This is a genomic window from Marinimicrobium sp. C2-29, from assembly GCF_038419845.1.
GTDB lineage: Bacteria > Pseudomonadota > Gammaproteobacteria > Pseudomonadales > Cellvibrionaceae > Marinimicrobium.
This window is the reverse complement of the sequence record NZ_JBCAQT010000005.1, coordinates 249,481-263,690: the sequence shown is the minus strand read 5'-3', so window position 1 is coordinate 263,690 and position 14,210 is coordinate 249,481. Positions and strand designations below refer to the sequence as shown.

Sequence of the window (14,210 nt, the reverse complement as noted above, 5' to 3'; positions counted from 1 at the left end):
CGGCCACCACCACGTGTACCGGAACAGCGCCAGTCAAGGCGCTACGCGCCATGCCTGGCGCACACATAAAAAAGGGCGCCCCGAAGGGCGCCCTTTTTCCAGGCCGGATCTTACTGAAAGAAGCCGGTTATCACTCGATCGGAATGCTGAAGCCAACAACGAACTTGGCCTGGTCATTCTCGGTGCCGTCGACATCGTCGGCCACAAGACCCAGAGTGAAGCTCAGGTTGTCGTTGTAGGCGTAGCCGATGTCAAAGTGAGCGTAATCAGTGGAATGCACACCGTAGGTGAAAGAGAAGTCACCGGCGGCCACGCCCACCGTGGTGTAGTCGTAATCTTCGTTGCCTTCAACGTCCGCGTAGTGAGTCACGGAGACCGGGCCGTAACCCAGGCCGACAACAACTTCGACCAGATCGCCGGGGCCCGTGGGATCAGCGACCGGCTCTGAAGGGTAGGAGTAGCTCCACAGGCTGACGTCAAAACTGAAATCACCCACGGAATTACCGTAACCCGCGTAGAGGTCATACTCGGTGCCGAGCGCAGCGTCACCAGAGGAGGCCCACATGCCGGCATACAGGCCGTTGGCACTCACGTTGATGTCGCCCCAGACAGCGGGATCGCCGTTGCCCAGGTCAAAACCACGCCAGTAGTACATGTTGGCGGCGCCCACCGAGGCCGAGACTTCGGGTTCGGCATTGGCGTGAGGGGCAACAACAGCCGCAGCCATGGCAGAGACGGCAATAGCGCTGGCCAGGATATTTTGCTTCATGTTCATGAGTTCTTCCTCTAACGTGTTGTCAGTATTTGAGTTTTTACAACCAGTCGACCGGTGGGCCGAAAAGCGTACCCGATTATTGAACAGGTACCGGAGCTTTTGCAGGGACCACGCCAACTTTTAATTATCCTTTAATTTCAAACACTTAAGGGCAGACAACCATCGGATTCCCAAAGCAGCCAATTTTTTATTGCACCAATATAAAGCATGGACACTCCCCTCTGTGCACCACCGTAAGGCAGGGCTTCTATGTTGAATCCCCCGCCGCCCCGACCCACCGTAAAAGCCTTCGCTCCAGCCCCAGATCCAGGTACCCCAACAGTGCCAACAGCACCAGAGCGGCGCCCAGCGCCAGGGAACCGGACACGGCCTCCTGGGCGAGAAAGGCCCCGATCAACAGTGCCAGCACCGGCGTCATCAGGGTAATCAATGACACGGCACTGGGTGTGAGTTTTTTCAGCACGTAATAGAACAGCGTAAAGCCCAGCAGGGAGCCGAAGGTGGCCAGGTACAGGATGCCTGCCAGGGTCTTCGACGACACGGCTTCGGGACGCGCGCCATCAAACCACCACCAACAGAGCAACAGCCCGGGCAAGGCAAACAGCAGAGCGCCAGCGGTCTGCTCCAGTGGCCCCGTGCCCCGATCGAGACGCTTGAGACTCACACTGCTCAGACTGAAAAGCCCGCAGGAGAGCAGAATGCCGCCGATACCGAACGCCGAGCGGGCATCAATCTGCAGCTGATCCCAGAAAATGATCACCAGTCCCGTCAGGGCCACCAGCAGCGCCAGCAGGCGTCGACGGTTGAACGGGTTCTCCCGCAGAATCAGCCAGCTCATCATTCCGGTCACAAAGGGCGACAGGGCGAAAATCACCGCGATCAAACCCGAGGGAATGAACTGCGCGGACCAGTAGACCACCAGCATGTTGGGAAAAATACCGAAGGACGCGGCCGCATAGACTTTCCAGACGCCGGGCTGAACGAACAGGGACCGGCGCATCAGCGCCACCAGAATCAACGCCAGCGCCGAGGCCAGCGACATGCGCGCGGCGACGGCGGTCAGAAACGACACACTGTCACTGCTCCATTGAATGGCGAGCGGGGTGGTGGACCAGATCAGAACCACCAGACCATAGGCCAGATAAACCTGCACGGCGAACTCCTTATGCGTTGCCACTTCCCTGCTGCGGCCCCAAACGAAAAAAGCCGCAGAGGAGGCTGCGGCTTTTTGAAAACGAAAATGGTGTATCGGGTTATTCCATTCCTGTTTTCCGCCGCGCCCACAGACGTGCCAGCACCGCCCAACGCAGGGCGCGCACCGCTACCATCTTGATGACCATCGGCATGAAAAACACAGCTGGAAACCCGTTAAAATCAAATCGAACCCATACCTTAATCGAAGCGGGCAAAAAGCACAACGAGCAACCGGCGGTTTTTTATGTCACCATAAAAACCTGTCAGCAATGACGCCTGATTCATTCAACTTTGACCAGAATTCTATGCAAACCTATCTCGTAGGCGGAGCGGTCCGCGACAAACGCCTGGGCTACCCCTATTCTGAACGCGACTGGGTCGTGGTCGGCGCCCGACCCGAAGAGCTGGAAGCGCAGGGCTTTACCCCGGTGGGCAAGGACTTCCCGGTATTCCTGCATCCGAAAACCCGGGAGGAATACGCACTGGCCCGCACCGAGCGCAAAACGGCGCCCGGCTATACCGGCTTCCAGTTTCACGCCGATCCCGACATCACTCTGGAGGACGACCTGCGACGGCGGGATCTGACCATCAACGCCATGGCCGAAGACGAGCAGGGGCAATTGGTGGATCCGTACGGCGGCGCTCGCGATCTGGAGGACCGGCTCCTGCGCCATGTGTCTCCGGCCTTTTCCGAAGACCCGGTACGTGTGTTGCGCACCGCCCGCTTTGCCGCCCGTTACCATCACCTGGGCTTTCGCATTGCCGATGACACCCTGGCGCTGATGCGTTCGATGGTGGACAACGGCGAAGTGGACCACCTGGTCCCCGAACGGGTCTGGAAGGAAATGGAACGCGCTCTGGGCGAACGCAACCCGGAGGTGTTTATCCGCAGCCTGCGCGACTGTGGCGCCCTGGCCAGAGTGCTGCCGGAGGTGGACGCCCTCTTCGGTGTGCCCCAGACCGCCGAGCATCACCCGGAAATCGACACCGGTGAACACTGCCTGATGGTCATGCAACAGGCCGCGCAACTGAGCGACCAGACGCCGGTCCGGTTTGCGGCGCTGACCCACGATCTGGGTAAGGGTCAGACACCCGAGGACGAGTGGCCCCGGCATATCAACCACGAGCAACGCAGCCTGCCCCTGGTCAAGGCGCTGTGCAAACGCGTGGCCGCGCCCAAGGATTACCGGGCACTGGCGTTGCTGGCGGCGGAATACCACACCCACTGCCACCGCGCCCTGGAGCTCAAGCCCAAAACCCTGCTGAAGGTCCTGAAAGCCTCCGATGCCTTCCGCCGATCCGAGCGGTTTGAACAGTTTCTACTCTGTTGTGAGGCGGACGCCCGGGGCCGCACCGGCTTTGAACAACGCGATTACCCCCAGGCCGACTACCTACGCCAAGCATTAAGGATATGCCAGAGCATCGACAACCGGGCCATCGCCGAACGCGGCCTGACCGGCAAGGAATTCGGCGAAGCCCTGGAGCGGGAGCGATTGGCTCGGCTGGGTGAATTGCGCGCGGGCACGAACCGCCCGGACTGATCCCAGACCGGTTCACGCCCGTAACAGACAACTTCGTCCATCCATTGACTGACACGAGAACCGATCATGACTCAGGAAACCCCCGTTGCACTGCTGACCGGCGCCGCCCGCCGGATCGGAGCGCAAACTGCACGCACTCTGCACAACGCCGGTTTCAACATCGTCATCCATTACCGCTCTTCCTCCGAAGACGCCAACCAGTTGGTGGAGGAGCTCAATCAGATCCGGCCCGATTCCGCTATCGCCGCCCAGGCCGACCTGAACCGGCTCGACGACATTGACCAACTCGCGGAACAGGCGCTCAAGCCCTGGGGCCGACTGGATGCTCTGGTCAACAACGCCTCGAGTTTTTACCCGACCCCGGTGGGGGACGCCGATGAAGCCCAGTGGGATGATCTGCTCAACAGCAACCTCAAAGCGCCCTTTTTTCTCGCCCAGGCGCTGGCCGAGCCCTTGCGTAAAAACCGTGGAGTGATCATCAATATGGCCGACGTGCACGCCGAGCGGCCGCTGAAAAACCACCCCATTTATTGCGCTGCCAAGGCGGGCAACGTGATGCTGACCAGGTCGCTGGCGCGCGAGCTGGCACCGGAGATCAGAGTCAACGGCATCGCCCCGGGCGCCATCCTCTGGCCCGAGCAGGAAGCCTCTCTGGACGATGAGGGCAAACAGAAGATTCTGGATCGCGTTCCTCTTGGTCGCCCCGGCGGCCCCGAAGATATCGCCGAAACCATTCTGTTTTTAATTAAAAAAGCGCCTTATATAACCGGACAGATTATTGCGGTGGATGGCGGCCGAAGCGTGAGCTAGCGCTTGGTAATTTGTCTGCCGCCAACGCTGAATATTCCCTTTTTCTTTGCGCTAGATCAATTGAAAACGGCGGTTATGCCCCCACAATTAGAAGTGAACAGAGATTGGCTCTGGAGATTCAAAGGAGGTGTTAATTATGAACCTGTTACCACGCAACACTTCACTGTTTGATTTCGACAATCTGTTTGACAACTTCTTGGCACCGACAACGACGCAAAACCAGGGGGACGTTCCCTTCGCTCCGCGAGTGGATGTCTCCGAGAAAAAAGACCGGTATGAGATCAGTGCCGAGTTACCCGGAGTCGACAAGAAAGACATCGACGTCACTCTGGATAACGGCATCCTGACCATCAGCGCCGAGTCCCGTTACGAAGACAAGGAGGAAAAAGAAGGTCGGGTGATTCGCCAGGAGCGTCGCTACGGCAAGTTTGTCCGCAGCTTCAACCTGGGAACCGACGTCAAGGACCAAGACATCAAAGCGGAGTTCAAAGACGGGCTGCTGAAGTTAAATGTGCCCAGACTGGAAGAGAAGCAGGCGGTGAGCAAGCGGATCGAAATTCACTGATCTCTCAACTCACTGATTCGTTGAACGCTCCCGAAAACGGCCGGCCTCCCGGCCGTTTTTTATGCACGGGAGATCGTTTCTCCGCGCCATTGAAACTCGACCGGCCAGAGTTTTTGCCGGGTTTTGTCGTACGCTTCCCAGAGTTGTCCGTAGGTTTGCCCCAGGCTGGGGTGTTCGGTGTCCGGCGCGATGATCGTCAGCGGCCAGAGGACGAATGCATTTTTGGTGATTTCGTCCCGGGGGATCACCACGCCCGCTTCTTCGCCGACGAAGTCTCCGTAGGTCAGGATGTCGATGTCCAGGGTACGCGAGCTGAATTTGGGGCCTTCGCGCCGGCGGCCGTTGTCGTCTTCGATCTGTTTGAGCTGGTCGGACAGTTCGGCGATGGGCCGCTCGGTGTCGATGCCGACGACTAGGTTGAGAAAGTTACTGCCGTCAAAGCCGACGGCTTCGCTTTCGAACACCGGCGAGATCTGCAATTCTCCGTAGTGTTGTTGCAGGGCGTCCAGTCCGGCACTGATGTGCCGGTACCGGTCAATGTTGCTGCCGAGGCTGAGGTACACCTGGGTCATGCCGGTTTCTCCCCCCGTTCGATGATCAGGCCGACGTCGCGCGCGCCGCGCAGGGCGCCGGGTTTGCTGAGTCTGAGTTTGACCCAGGCGACGCCGAATTCTTCTCTTACGATGGTGGCGACTTCTTCGGCGAGGGCTTCGACGAGTTGGGCGTCGCGTTTTTCGAGGTAGGCGATGAGTCGTTTGGAGACGGCTTTGTAGTTGAGGGCGTATTGGATATCATCGGTTTCGGCGGCCCGGCGGATGTCGGAGGCCATTTCCAGGTCGAGGCTGATGGTCTGGCGCACTTCCCGCTCCCAGTCGTAGATGCCGATGATGGTGTTCACTTGCAGGTCTCTGATGTAGACGATATCCATGCTTGTTCCTCAAACCCTTATGTCGTTTATGGGAGGTTAACAGCGGGCAGGCTTTCCAGGTCCCAGCGGGCGCGGACGGTGACGGCCAGCGGTTCTGACTGGCCGGCGAGCAGGCGCTGGCAGCCGGCGTAGGCGATCATGGCGCCATTGTCGGTGCAGAATTCGTGGCGGGCGTAGTAGACCCGGGCGTTGATTTTGGCGAGGCTGGTTTCCAGCTCTTCGCGCAACCGCTTGTTGGCCGAGACGCCGCCGGCGATGATCAGGGTTTTCTGGCCGGTCTGTTCCAGTGCGCGCCGGCATTTGATTGCCAGGGTGCTGACCACCGCTTCCTGGAAGGCGTGGGCGATGTCGGCGCAGGTCTGTTCGCCGGGCAGGCCGTCTTCCTGGGCGTGGTCGGCCACGGTGTTCAGGGTATAGGTTTTCAGGCCGCTGAAGCTGAAGTCCAGACCGGGGCGGTCGACCATGGGGCGCGGGAATTTGAACCGGCCGGGCTCTCCCTTTTCGGCGAGCCGGGCGATTTCGGGGCCGCCGGGGTAGTCCAGGTCGAGCATTTTGGCGGCTTTGTCGAAGGCTTCGCCCGCTGCGTCGTCCAGGGATTCGCCCAGCATCTGGTATTGGCCGATGCCTTCCACTTTGACCAGCTGGGTGTGGCCGCCCGAGACCAGTAGCGCCACGAAGGGAAAGCCGGGCGGGTCGGCTTCGAGCATGGGGGCCAGCAGGTGGCCTTCCATGTGATGCACGGCCAGCGCCGGCACGCCCCAGCCGTAGGCCAGGGCCCGGCCGACCGAGGCGCCCACAATGAGGGCCCCGATCAGGCCCGGGCCGGCGGTGTAGGCGATGGCGTCTATGTCCTCGCGGCTGGTGCCAGTCTCGGTCATGACCTGGCGCACCAGCGGCAGCAGTTTGCGCACATGGTCGCGCGAGGCCAGCTCGGGCACTACCCCGCCGTATTCGGCGTGGACCTGGACCTGGCTGTAGAGGGTGTGCCCCAGCAGCCCCTGTTCGCTGTCGTACAGGGCGATGCCGGTCTCATCGCAGGATGTTTCGATACCCAATACACGCATGCACTCACCCGAAAGACGCTCTAAAATGAAAGTGCGCGTATGATATAGTTCTCTGCTCTCAAGAACCAGTTGCAGCGAACTGCAGAAGTGGTTAGAATCCACGCCCCTCGGATCCCGGAGCCCAATGAGAGCCTCCGGGGCGAATTAATTGAGTAAAGGTAACCGCATGCCTTCAGTAAAGATTAAAGACAACGAGCCGTTTGACGTCGCGCTGCGCCGCTTTAAGCGCTCTTGTGAAAAAGCCGGCATTTTGTCCGAAGTTCGCAGCCGTGAAGCTTATGAGAAGCCCACAGCCGTGCGTAAGCGCAAGGCTGCTGCGGCGGTGAAGCGTCACGCCAAGAAGGTCCAGCGCGAAAACCGCAAGTTCCAGCGTCTGTATTAAGCAGACCGGAACCGGGCCTACCTAGTGGGCCTCAAGAGAGCCTTTAGCGGGCTACAAGAGCCCTCCCCAGGCGTTGCGCCGGGTTTGAGGGCTCCTATGCGATTGAGCACTGACCAGAATCACATGACAGGAAGACGCTGATGCCCGCCTCAGAGCTGCAGAAACGCATCAACGACACCCTCAAGACCGCTATGCGCGCCCGTGAAAAGGCGCGCGTGGCGGTTTTGCGTCTGGTGACGTCCGAATTCAAGCGCATTGAAGTGGACGAGCGCATCGAACTCGATGACGCCCGGGTGCTCGCGGTGCTCGACAAAATGGTCAAGCAACGGCGCGACTCGGAACAGCAGTACCGGGAGGCCGGGCGCGATGATCTGGCCGACCAGGAACGCTTCGAGATCGACACCATCCAGGAGTTTCTGCCGCAGCCGCTGAGCGACGCCGAGCTGGACCAGCTCGTGGCCGACGCCATTGCCCAGACGGGCGCCAGCAGCATGAAAGAAATGGGCGCGGTGATGGGCGTCCTCAAACCCCAGGTTCAGGGTCGGGCCGACATGGCCGACGTCAGCAAGCGCTTGAAGGCGAAGCTGGGCTGACGACGGGCGATGCCGTCGAAGCCCCTTACCCGCTACAATAAGGCGCTATGGCCGGATTGATTCCACAAAGCTTTATCGACGAGCTCCTCGACCGGGTTGATCTGGTGGAGGTGGTGGACCACCGCGTCAAGCTGAAAAAGACCGGCAAGAACTACAGCGCCTGCTGCCCCTTTCACGACGAAAAAACGCCCTCGTTCACCGTCAGCCCCGATAAGCAGTTCTACTACTGCTTCGGCTGCGGCGCCACCGGCAATGCCGTGGGTTTTCTCATGGATTACGAGCGGCTGGGGTTCCCCGAAGCGGTGGAGCAGCTGGCTCACCTCCAGGGCCTGGAAGTGCCCAAGGAGGAACAGACGCCGGCCCAGCAAAAACGGGCCGAAGCGCGCAAGAGCATCTACAGCCTGCTGGAACAGGCCGACCGTTACTATCGCCTGCAGTTGCGCCAGCACCCGAGGCGCGAGGAAGCCGTGCGCTACCTCAAGCACCGCGGGCTGGACGGCCATATTGCCCGGGATTACGGCATCGGTTTTGCGCCCCCCGGCTGGGACAACCTGCTCCGCACCCTGGGGACCGGCGAGGAAGAGCGCCAGCTGTTGACCGAAGGCGGCATGCTCATCCACCAGCCGGAACAGAACAAGCGCTACGACCGCTTCCGCCACCGGATCATGTTCCCCATCCACGACCTGCGCGGCCGGGTGATCGGTTTTGGCGGACGGGTCCTGGGGGACGACAAACCCAAATACCTGAACTCACCGGAAACTCCGGTGTTTCACAAGGGCCGGGAGCTCTACGGTCTGTACGAGGCCAGGCAAGCCCATCGCGACCTGCCCCGCCTGCTGGTGGTAGAAGGTTATATGGACGTGGTAGCGCTGGCTCAGTTCGGCATCCGCTACGGCGTGGCCACGCTGGGCACCGCCTGCGGCGAGGAGCATCTGGCTCTGGCCTTCAAGCACACCCGGGAAGTGGTGTTCTGCTTTGATGGCGACCAGGCCGGACGGACCGCCGCCGAGCGGGCCCTGGCCGCCGCCCTGCCGGTGATGGAAGACGGCCGGCAGGTCAAGTTTCTGTTTCTGCCCCAGGGTGAGGACCCGGACACTCTGGTGCGTCAGGTCGGCGCGGAGAAATTCAGCCACATGGTCGATATGGCCGTGCCGCTGGAAGACTACCTGTTTGACGCCCTTTGCAAGGACCTCAACCCCCGCACCATGGAGGGCCGCGCCCTGCTGAGCAAGCGCGCCGCACCGCTGCTGGATCAGTTACCGCGCGGTGTCTTTCGGGAGTTGATGTTCGATAACCTCGCCACCCGCACCGGCCTGAATCGCGACACGCTGATGGAGCTGGTCAGCGAACCGGTGGTGTTGGCGCCCCAGCCGGGAGAGGCGGGAGCAGCGCAAGAGTCCAGGGACTCAAGAGGCCCGAAAGAGACCGGGGAAGCAGCCGAGCGCCGAGCGCCAGGGGGATCCGGCGCTTCCGGTCGGGAAAACGAACAGCAAGACAGCGGGCATTTCGACCCCAACGTGCCGCCGCCCGATTACGAAGAGCCGCCCCCGGAGGCCTACGCCCCGCAGGAGAGCGACACCCGGGCAGAGCCGTCCCGGTCGGCCACTCCGGGGGCGGGCAAACGCTACCTGATGCCGCCGGCGCGCAAGGCCATCGGCCTGCTGCTGGCCAATCCGGCGATCGGCGCCGAAGAGGCGCCCGATTTCTGGCTGGAACAGAGTGAACCGGAGCTGCAGACGCTGGGGGAGCTGCTAAAGTTGGTACGTGAACGCCCGCATTACCAGCTGGCTCACATTATCGGCTACTGGCGCGGAGCACACGGCGCGCGGGAGGCCGAGCAGCTGGCCGCGATTGCGGGGCAGGATCTGCTGGTGGCCGCCGGCGCCCTGGGCGCCGCCCGGGCCGCCAAGCCCTCCCGGGCCGATTACGACAGTCTGACCGCCTTCCGGGACTGCCTGGGAAGCATCCACCGGCAGCTCGCCGACCAGCGCCGGGCCATCTCGCTGGCCAAGCTGAAAAGCGCCGATTTCAGCCAGCTGAGCAAAGAGGAGCGCAACGCCCTGGTCAAGGCGACACTGGCGGACCGAACCGCCCAATAAACCACAAATTCTCTCAGAGTTAAATGGGAATAGCGCACTCCGGGCATTGAATTTATAGAATCAGGCCCAACATATGCGATATAATCCCGCGCTTTGCATTTCTTCCACACCTATGGATCGACAGGGTTCCGAATGGCTGACAACGCTCAACAGCAACAATCTCGCATTAAAGAGTTAATCGCCCGCGGTAAAGAGCAGGGCTACTTGACCTATGCCGAGGTTAACGACCATCTGCCGGAGGACATTTCTGATCCGGATCAGGTGGAAGACATCATCCAGATGATCAACGACATGGGCATCCGTGTCTATGAGATCGCTCCGGATGCCGACACCCTGCTCATGACCGACGGCGACGCCTCGGCCGACGAAATCGCCGCCGCCGAAGCCGCCGCCGCGCTCGCCGCTGTGGAGACCGAAGCCGGTCGCACCACCGACCCGGTGCGCATGTACATGCGCGAGATGGGTACCGTGGAGCTGCTCACCCGCGAGGGCGAGATCGCCATTGCCAAGCGCATTGAAGAAGGCGTACGCGAGCTGATGTCCGCCCTGGCCTGCTGGCCCGGCGCACCCGAGAAAATCCTCAATGAATACCAGCTGGTCGAGCAGGAAGAGCGTCGCCTGGCCGATGTGATCATCGGCTGGCTCGACCCCGCCGACGAGATCCCCTCGGTGACCGCCACCACGCCCGCCGCCACCCAGGCAGCCAAAAAGGAGAAAGAGGAAAAAAAGGACGACGATGACAACGGCGAGCCGGAAGAAGAGGAAACCACTTCGGGTGTAGACCCCGAAGAGGCCAAGGCGCGCTTCGGGCAGTTGGCCAAGCAGTTGACCAAAACCGAAAAGACCATTGCCAAGCACGGCCGCGAAAGCGAGAAGGCTCAGAAAGAGCTGGTCGAGCTGGGCGAGCTGTTCAAGTTCTTCAAGCTGCCCCCGCGTCAGTTCGAGCCCCTCTACACCTCGGCGCGCCTGATTCTCGACCGGGTGCGGCGCGAAGAGCGCGCGATCATGCGCATGTGTGTGCGTGAGTCGCGTATGCCGCGCAAGACGTTTGTGCGCGAGTTCCCCGGCAACGAGACCAATGAAGACTGGATCCCGGGCGTCATCAAGAAAAAGCGCGACTACTCCGACGCTCTCAAATCGGTCGAAGAGGAAGTAACCCGTGCCCAGCGCAAACTGGCCCAGCTCGAAGAAGAGAGCGGCCTGAGCCTGGCGCAGATCAAGGAAATCAATCGCCGCATGTCCATCGGCGAAGCCCGCGCACGTCGCGCCAAGAAAGAGATGGTCGAGGCCAACCTGCGCCTGGTAATCTCCATTGCCAAAAAGTACACCAACCGCGGTTTGCAGTTCCTGGACCTGATCCAGGAGGGCAACATCGGCCTGATGAAGGCCGTGGACAAGTTCGAGTACCGCCGCGGCTACAAGTTCTCCACCTACGCCACCTGGTGGATCCGCCAGGCCATTACCCGCTCCATTGCCGACCAGGCGCGCACCATCCGGATTCCGGTGCACATGATAGAGACCATCAACAAGCTCAACCGGGTCTCGCGTCAGATGCTCCAGGAAATGGGCCGTGAGCCCACGCCGGAAGAGCTGGGCGAGCGGATGGAAATGCCGGAAGACAAGGTACGCAAGGTGCTCAAGATCGCCAAGGAGCCGATCTCCATGGAGACGCCCATCGGCGACGACGAGGACTCGCACCTGGGCGACTTCATCGAAGACAACACCATCATCTCGCCCGTGGATTCGGCCACCACCGAGGGCCTGACCGAAGCCACCCGCGAGGTTCTGGCCGGACTCACCGCGCGTGAGGCCAAGGTACTGCGCATGCGTTTTGGCATCGACATGAATACCGACCATACGCTGGAAGAAGTGGGCAAGCAGTTTGACGTGACCCGCGAGCGGATCCGGCAGATCGAGGCCAAGGCCCTGCGCAAGTTGCGTCACCCCTCCCGTTCAGACCATTTGCGTAGCTTCCTGGACGAGTAAGCTTCCTGGACGAATGCCACAAGGGTAGCGCTTGCGAGTTCAAAACAGGTTGACCCTCGGCGGAACCGCGCCGATGGTCGACCCATCGTAACGCCAACACCGTCAAGGAATCAGAATAATGACCAGCAAACTGGAAACCAAAACCTTCATCTGGCTGCTCCTGCTGGTTTCCCTGGCCTTTCTCTGGGTATTGAAGCCCTTTTTCGGGCCCATCTTCTGGGCCTGCGCTGTCGCCATCATCTTCGCCCCCATCCAGCAACGGCTGCTGCCCCGGCTCAAGCACCGGCGCAATGTCGCCGCACTGGCCACCCTGGGCATCAGCATCGTCATCGTGGTCATCCCGGTCATTTTTGTCGCCACCTCGGTCATCTCCCAGGGGGTGAATCTCTACGAGAAACTCGACACGGGCGACATCGATCTGGAAAAAATCGTGACCCAGGTCAGCACCCGCTTCCCTTTTGCTCAAGACATGCTGGTCAAATACGACGTCAAGCTCGATGACCTTCAGGACCGGGTAACCAGGGGGGCCATGGCCACCGGCAAATTTCTGGCCGAGCGCAGCGTCAACATCGGCCAGAACGCCTTTCAGTTCATCCTGAATCTTGGTGTGATGATCTACCTCACGTTCTTTTTGCTCAGAGACGGGCAGCGTATGGTTGAAGTTCTCAAGCAGGCACTCCCGCTGGGCGAGGAGCGCGAAGGCCTGCTGTTCGGCAAGTTCGCGGAAGTGACCCGGGCCACCGTCAAAGGCAATATCGTGATCGCCGTGATCCAGGGCACCCTGGGCGGCATCATTTTCTGGTTTCTCGGCATTCCCGCCCCCGTTCTCTGGGGTGTGGTAATGGCGGTGGTCTCCCTGATCCCCGCCATTGGCGCCGCCCTTATATGGGCGCCCGTCGCCATCTACCTGTTCGCCATTTCCAACTATGTGGATGGTATTATTCTCACTCTCTTCGGAGCAGTGGTCATCGGCCTGGTGGACAATATCCTGCGCCCGATCCTGGTGGGCCGGGACACCAAACTGCCCGACTATGTGGTGCTGCTGTCCACCCTCGGCGGCATTGCCCTGGTGGGCGTCAACGGCTTTGTCATCGGGCCGCTGATTGCCGCCCTGTTCATGGCGTTCTGGGGCATTTTCATTCGGGAGTTCAACCACGAGGACCCCGTCGCTCCGCACGTTTAATGATTCAGCACCGCATCTCTGAATAGCGTCAACGGTAACACCTGTCAATCAGCCGGCCCCGATCAGGGGCCGGCCCTCCATCATTAGGTAACATCTTTTATGTGGTTTAAAAATCTCCGCCTGTTCCAGCTGACCGAACCCTTCACCACCTCCGCCGAAGCACTGGGCGACGCCCTGGCGGGCAAGCCGTTCCAGCCCTGCGGCAGTCAGGATCTGGTGCGCAGCGGGTGGGTTCCGCCCGCCGGCAGTGACAGCACCGACTATGTGCACGTCAACGGCAATTACCTGATGATCTGCGCCAAGCGCCAGGAGAAGCTGTTGCCCGGCGCCGTGGTCAATGAGCACCTGGAAGAGAAAGTGTCCCAGATCAAAAACGACGAAGGCCGCCCGGTCGGTCGCAAGGAGCGCCAGACCCTCAAAGACGAAATCATCTTTGACCTGCTGCCCCGCGCCTTCAGCAAATCCTCCCGGGATTACGCCTACATCGCCCTCAACGAGCGCCTGATCCTCGTCAACAGCTCATCAGCCAAGCGGGCGGAGGATCTGTTGAGCGAGCTGCGCGAAGCGCTGGGCAGCCTCAAGGCCATACCGCTGACACCCCAGCAGGCGCCCGCCCAACTGATGACTCACTGGCTGCGTGGCGAGCCCCTGCCCCCCGATTTCGAGCTGGGCGAGGAGTGCGAACTGCAAGCGGGCAAAGACAGCCGGGTGGTGCGCTGCAAGAATCTGGATCTGAGCGCGCCCGAGGTGGCGAGCCACCTGGAAGCGGGCATGTTCGCCAGCAAGCTGGCGCTCACCTGGAAAGAAGCGATTCACTTCGTGCTGGATGACCAGTTCGCGGTGAAGCGACTGAAGTTTGAAGACAAGCTGCAGGAGCAGGCCGAGGATCGAAACCCTGAGAGTGCCGCCGAGGCGTTTGATGCCGATTTTGCGATCATGAGCCTGGAGCTGGCCGCCCTGGTCGGCGCTCTGATCAAGGCCTTTGGCGGAACCGCTGAGCCGGAGCCTTCGGTGTAAATTGGGCCGCGTTGCGGCGACACGTTGCGGCGGATGCGCTTGACGCTTATCCGCCCTACGGGTCCTGCCGTGG

The 14,210-nt window shown here is 60.9% G+C and carries 14 protein-coding genes; 9 read left to right on the top strand and 5 right to left on the bottom strand.

Annotated features, from left to right (window positions below):
* Positions 1–130: 130 nt before the first annotated feature.
* Positions 131–775: a TorF family putative porin gene (locus tag AAE484_RS07180; RefSeq protein ID WP_341937679.1), complete on the bottom strand. Its 645-nt coding sequence runs from the start codon at positions 773–775 to the stop codon at positions 131–133.
* A gap of 247 nt (positions 776–1,022) precedes the next feature.
* Positions 1,023–1,928 (bottom strand): DMT family transporter, encoded by a 906-nt coding sequence (locus AAE484_RS07175; RefSeq protein ID WP_341937678.1) that lies wholly within the window; start codon positions 1,926–1,928, stop codon positions 1,023–1,025.
* 346 nt (positions 1,929–2,274) lie between these two features.
* On the opposite strand from AAE484_RS07175, the gene AAE484_RS07170 reads away from it, so the two are divergent.
* The 3 genes from AAE484_RS07170 to AAE484_RS07160 all read left to right on the top strand — a co-directional run bounded on the left by AAE484_RS07170 (position 2,275) and on the right by AAE484_RS07160 (position 4,885).
* Positions 2,275–3,510, top strand: a complete 1,236-nt coding sequence (locus AAE484_RS07170; protein ID WP_341937677.1) for a multifunctional CCA addition/repair protein — start codon at positions 2,275–2,277, stop codon at positions 3,508–3,510.
* A 66-nt stretch (positions 3,511–3,576) separates the two neighbouring features.
* On the top strand, positions 3,577–4,320 hold the full coding sequence (locus tag AAE484_RS07165; protein ID WP_341937676.1) for a pteridine reductase: 744 nt from the start codon (positions 3,577–3,579) through the stop codon (positions 4,318–4,320).
* A gap of 136 nt (positions 4,321–4,456) precedes the next feature.
* Positions 4,457–4,885, top strand: coding sequence for an Hsp20/alpha crystallin family protein (locus tag AAE484_RS07160; RefSeq protein ID WP_341937675.1), 429 nt, complete (start codon positions 4,457–4,459; stop codon positions 4,883–4,885).
* 59 nt (positions 4,886–4,944) lie between these two features.
* On the opposite strand, the gene folK is transcribed toward AAE484_RS07160, so the two are convergent.
* Genes folK through tsaD form a run of 3 tightly spaced genes read right to left on the bottom strand, consistent with a single transcriptional unit; the run spans position 4,945 to position 6,877 of the window.
* Positions 4,945–5,457, bottom strand: a complete 513-nt coding sequence (gene folK / locus AAE484_RS07155) for a 2-amino-4-hydroxy-6-hydroxymethyldihydropteridine diphosphokinase (protein ID WP_341937674.1) — start codon at positions 5,455–5,457, stop codon at positions 4,945–4,947.
* On the bottom strand, positions 5,454–5,813 hold the full coding sequence (folB, locus tag AAE484_RS07150; RefSeq protein ID WP_341937673.1) for a dihydroneopterin aldolase: 360 nt from the start codon (positions 5,811–5,813) through the stop codon (positions 5,454–5,456). Before folB ends, folK begins: the two co-directional genes overlap by 4 nt.
* 26 nt (positions 5,814–5,839) lie before the next feature.
* Positions 5,840–6,877, bottom strand: a complete 1,038-nt coding sequence (gene tsaD, locus AAE484_RS07145; RefSeq protein WP_341937672.1) for a tRNA (adenosine(37)-N6)-threonylcarbamoyltransferase complex transferase subunit TsaD — start codon at positions 6,875–6,877, stop codon at positions 5,840–5,842.
* A 166-nt stretch (positions 6,878–7,043) separates the two neighbouring features.
* Here tsaD and rpsU point away from each other — a divergent pair, with 166 nt between their 5' ends.
* The 6 genes from rpsU to rdgC all read left to right on the top strand — a co-directional run bounded on the left by rpsU (position 7,044) and on the right by rdgC (position 14,137).
* A complete protein-coding gene (gene rpsU / locus AAE484_RS07140) occupies positions 7,044–7,259 on the top strand; it encodes a 30S ribosomal protein S21 (protein ID WP_341937671.1) in 216 nt (71 codons plus the stop codon).
* 140 nt (positions 7,260–7,399) lie between these two features.
* Positions 7,400–7,852: a GatB/YqeY domain-containing protein gene (locus AAE484_RS07135; RefSeq protein WP_341937670.1), complete on the top strand. Its 453-nt coding sequence runs from the start codon at positions 7,400–7,402 to the stop codon at positions 7,850–7,852.
* Between the two features lie 47 nt (positions 7,853–7,899).
* A complete protein-coding gene (dnaG, locus tag AAE484_RS07130; protein WP_341937669.1) occupies positions 7,900–9,951 on the top strand; it encodes a DNA primase in 2,052 nt (683 codons plus the stop codon).
* Positions 9,952–10,083: 132 nt separating this feature from the next.
* Positions 10,084–11,937: an RNA polymerase sigma factor RpoD gene (gene rpoD, locus AAE484_RS07125; protein ID WP_341937668.1), complete on the top strand. Its 1,854-nt coding sequence runs from the start codon at positions 10,084–10,086 to the stop codon at positions 11,935–11,937.
* A 118-nt stretch (positions 11,938–12,055) separates the two neighbouring features.
* Positions 12,056–13,120 carry an AI-2E family transporter gene (locus tag AAE484_RS07120; RefSeq protein WP_341937667.1) on the top strand — a complete coding sequence of 355 codons (1,065 nt, stop codon included), beginning with the start codon at positions 12,056–12,058 and terminating at the stop codon, positions 13,118–13,120.
* A 99-nt stretch (positions 13,121–13,219) separates the two neighbouring features.
* Positions 13,220–14,137 carry a recombination-associated protein RdgC gene (gene rdgC / locus AAE484_RS07115; protein WP_341937666.1) on the top strand — a complete coding sequence of 306 codons (918 nt, stop codon included), beginning with the start codon at positions 13,220–13,222 and terminating at the stop codon, positions 14,135–14,137.
* The last annotated feature ends 73 nt before the right edge of the window (positions 14,138–14,210 follow it).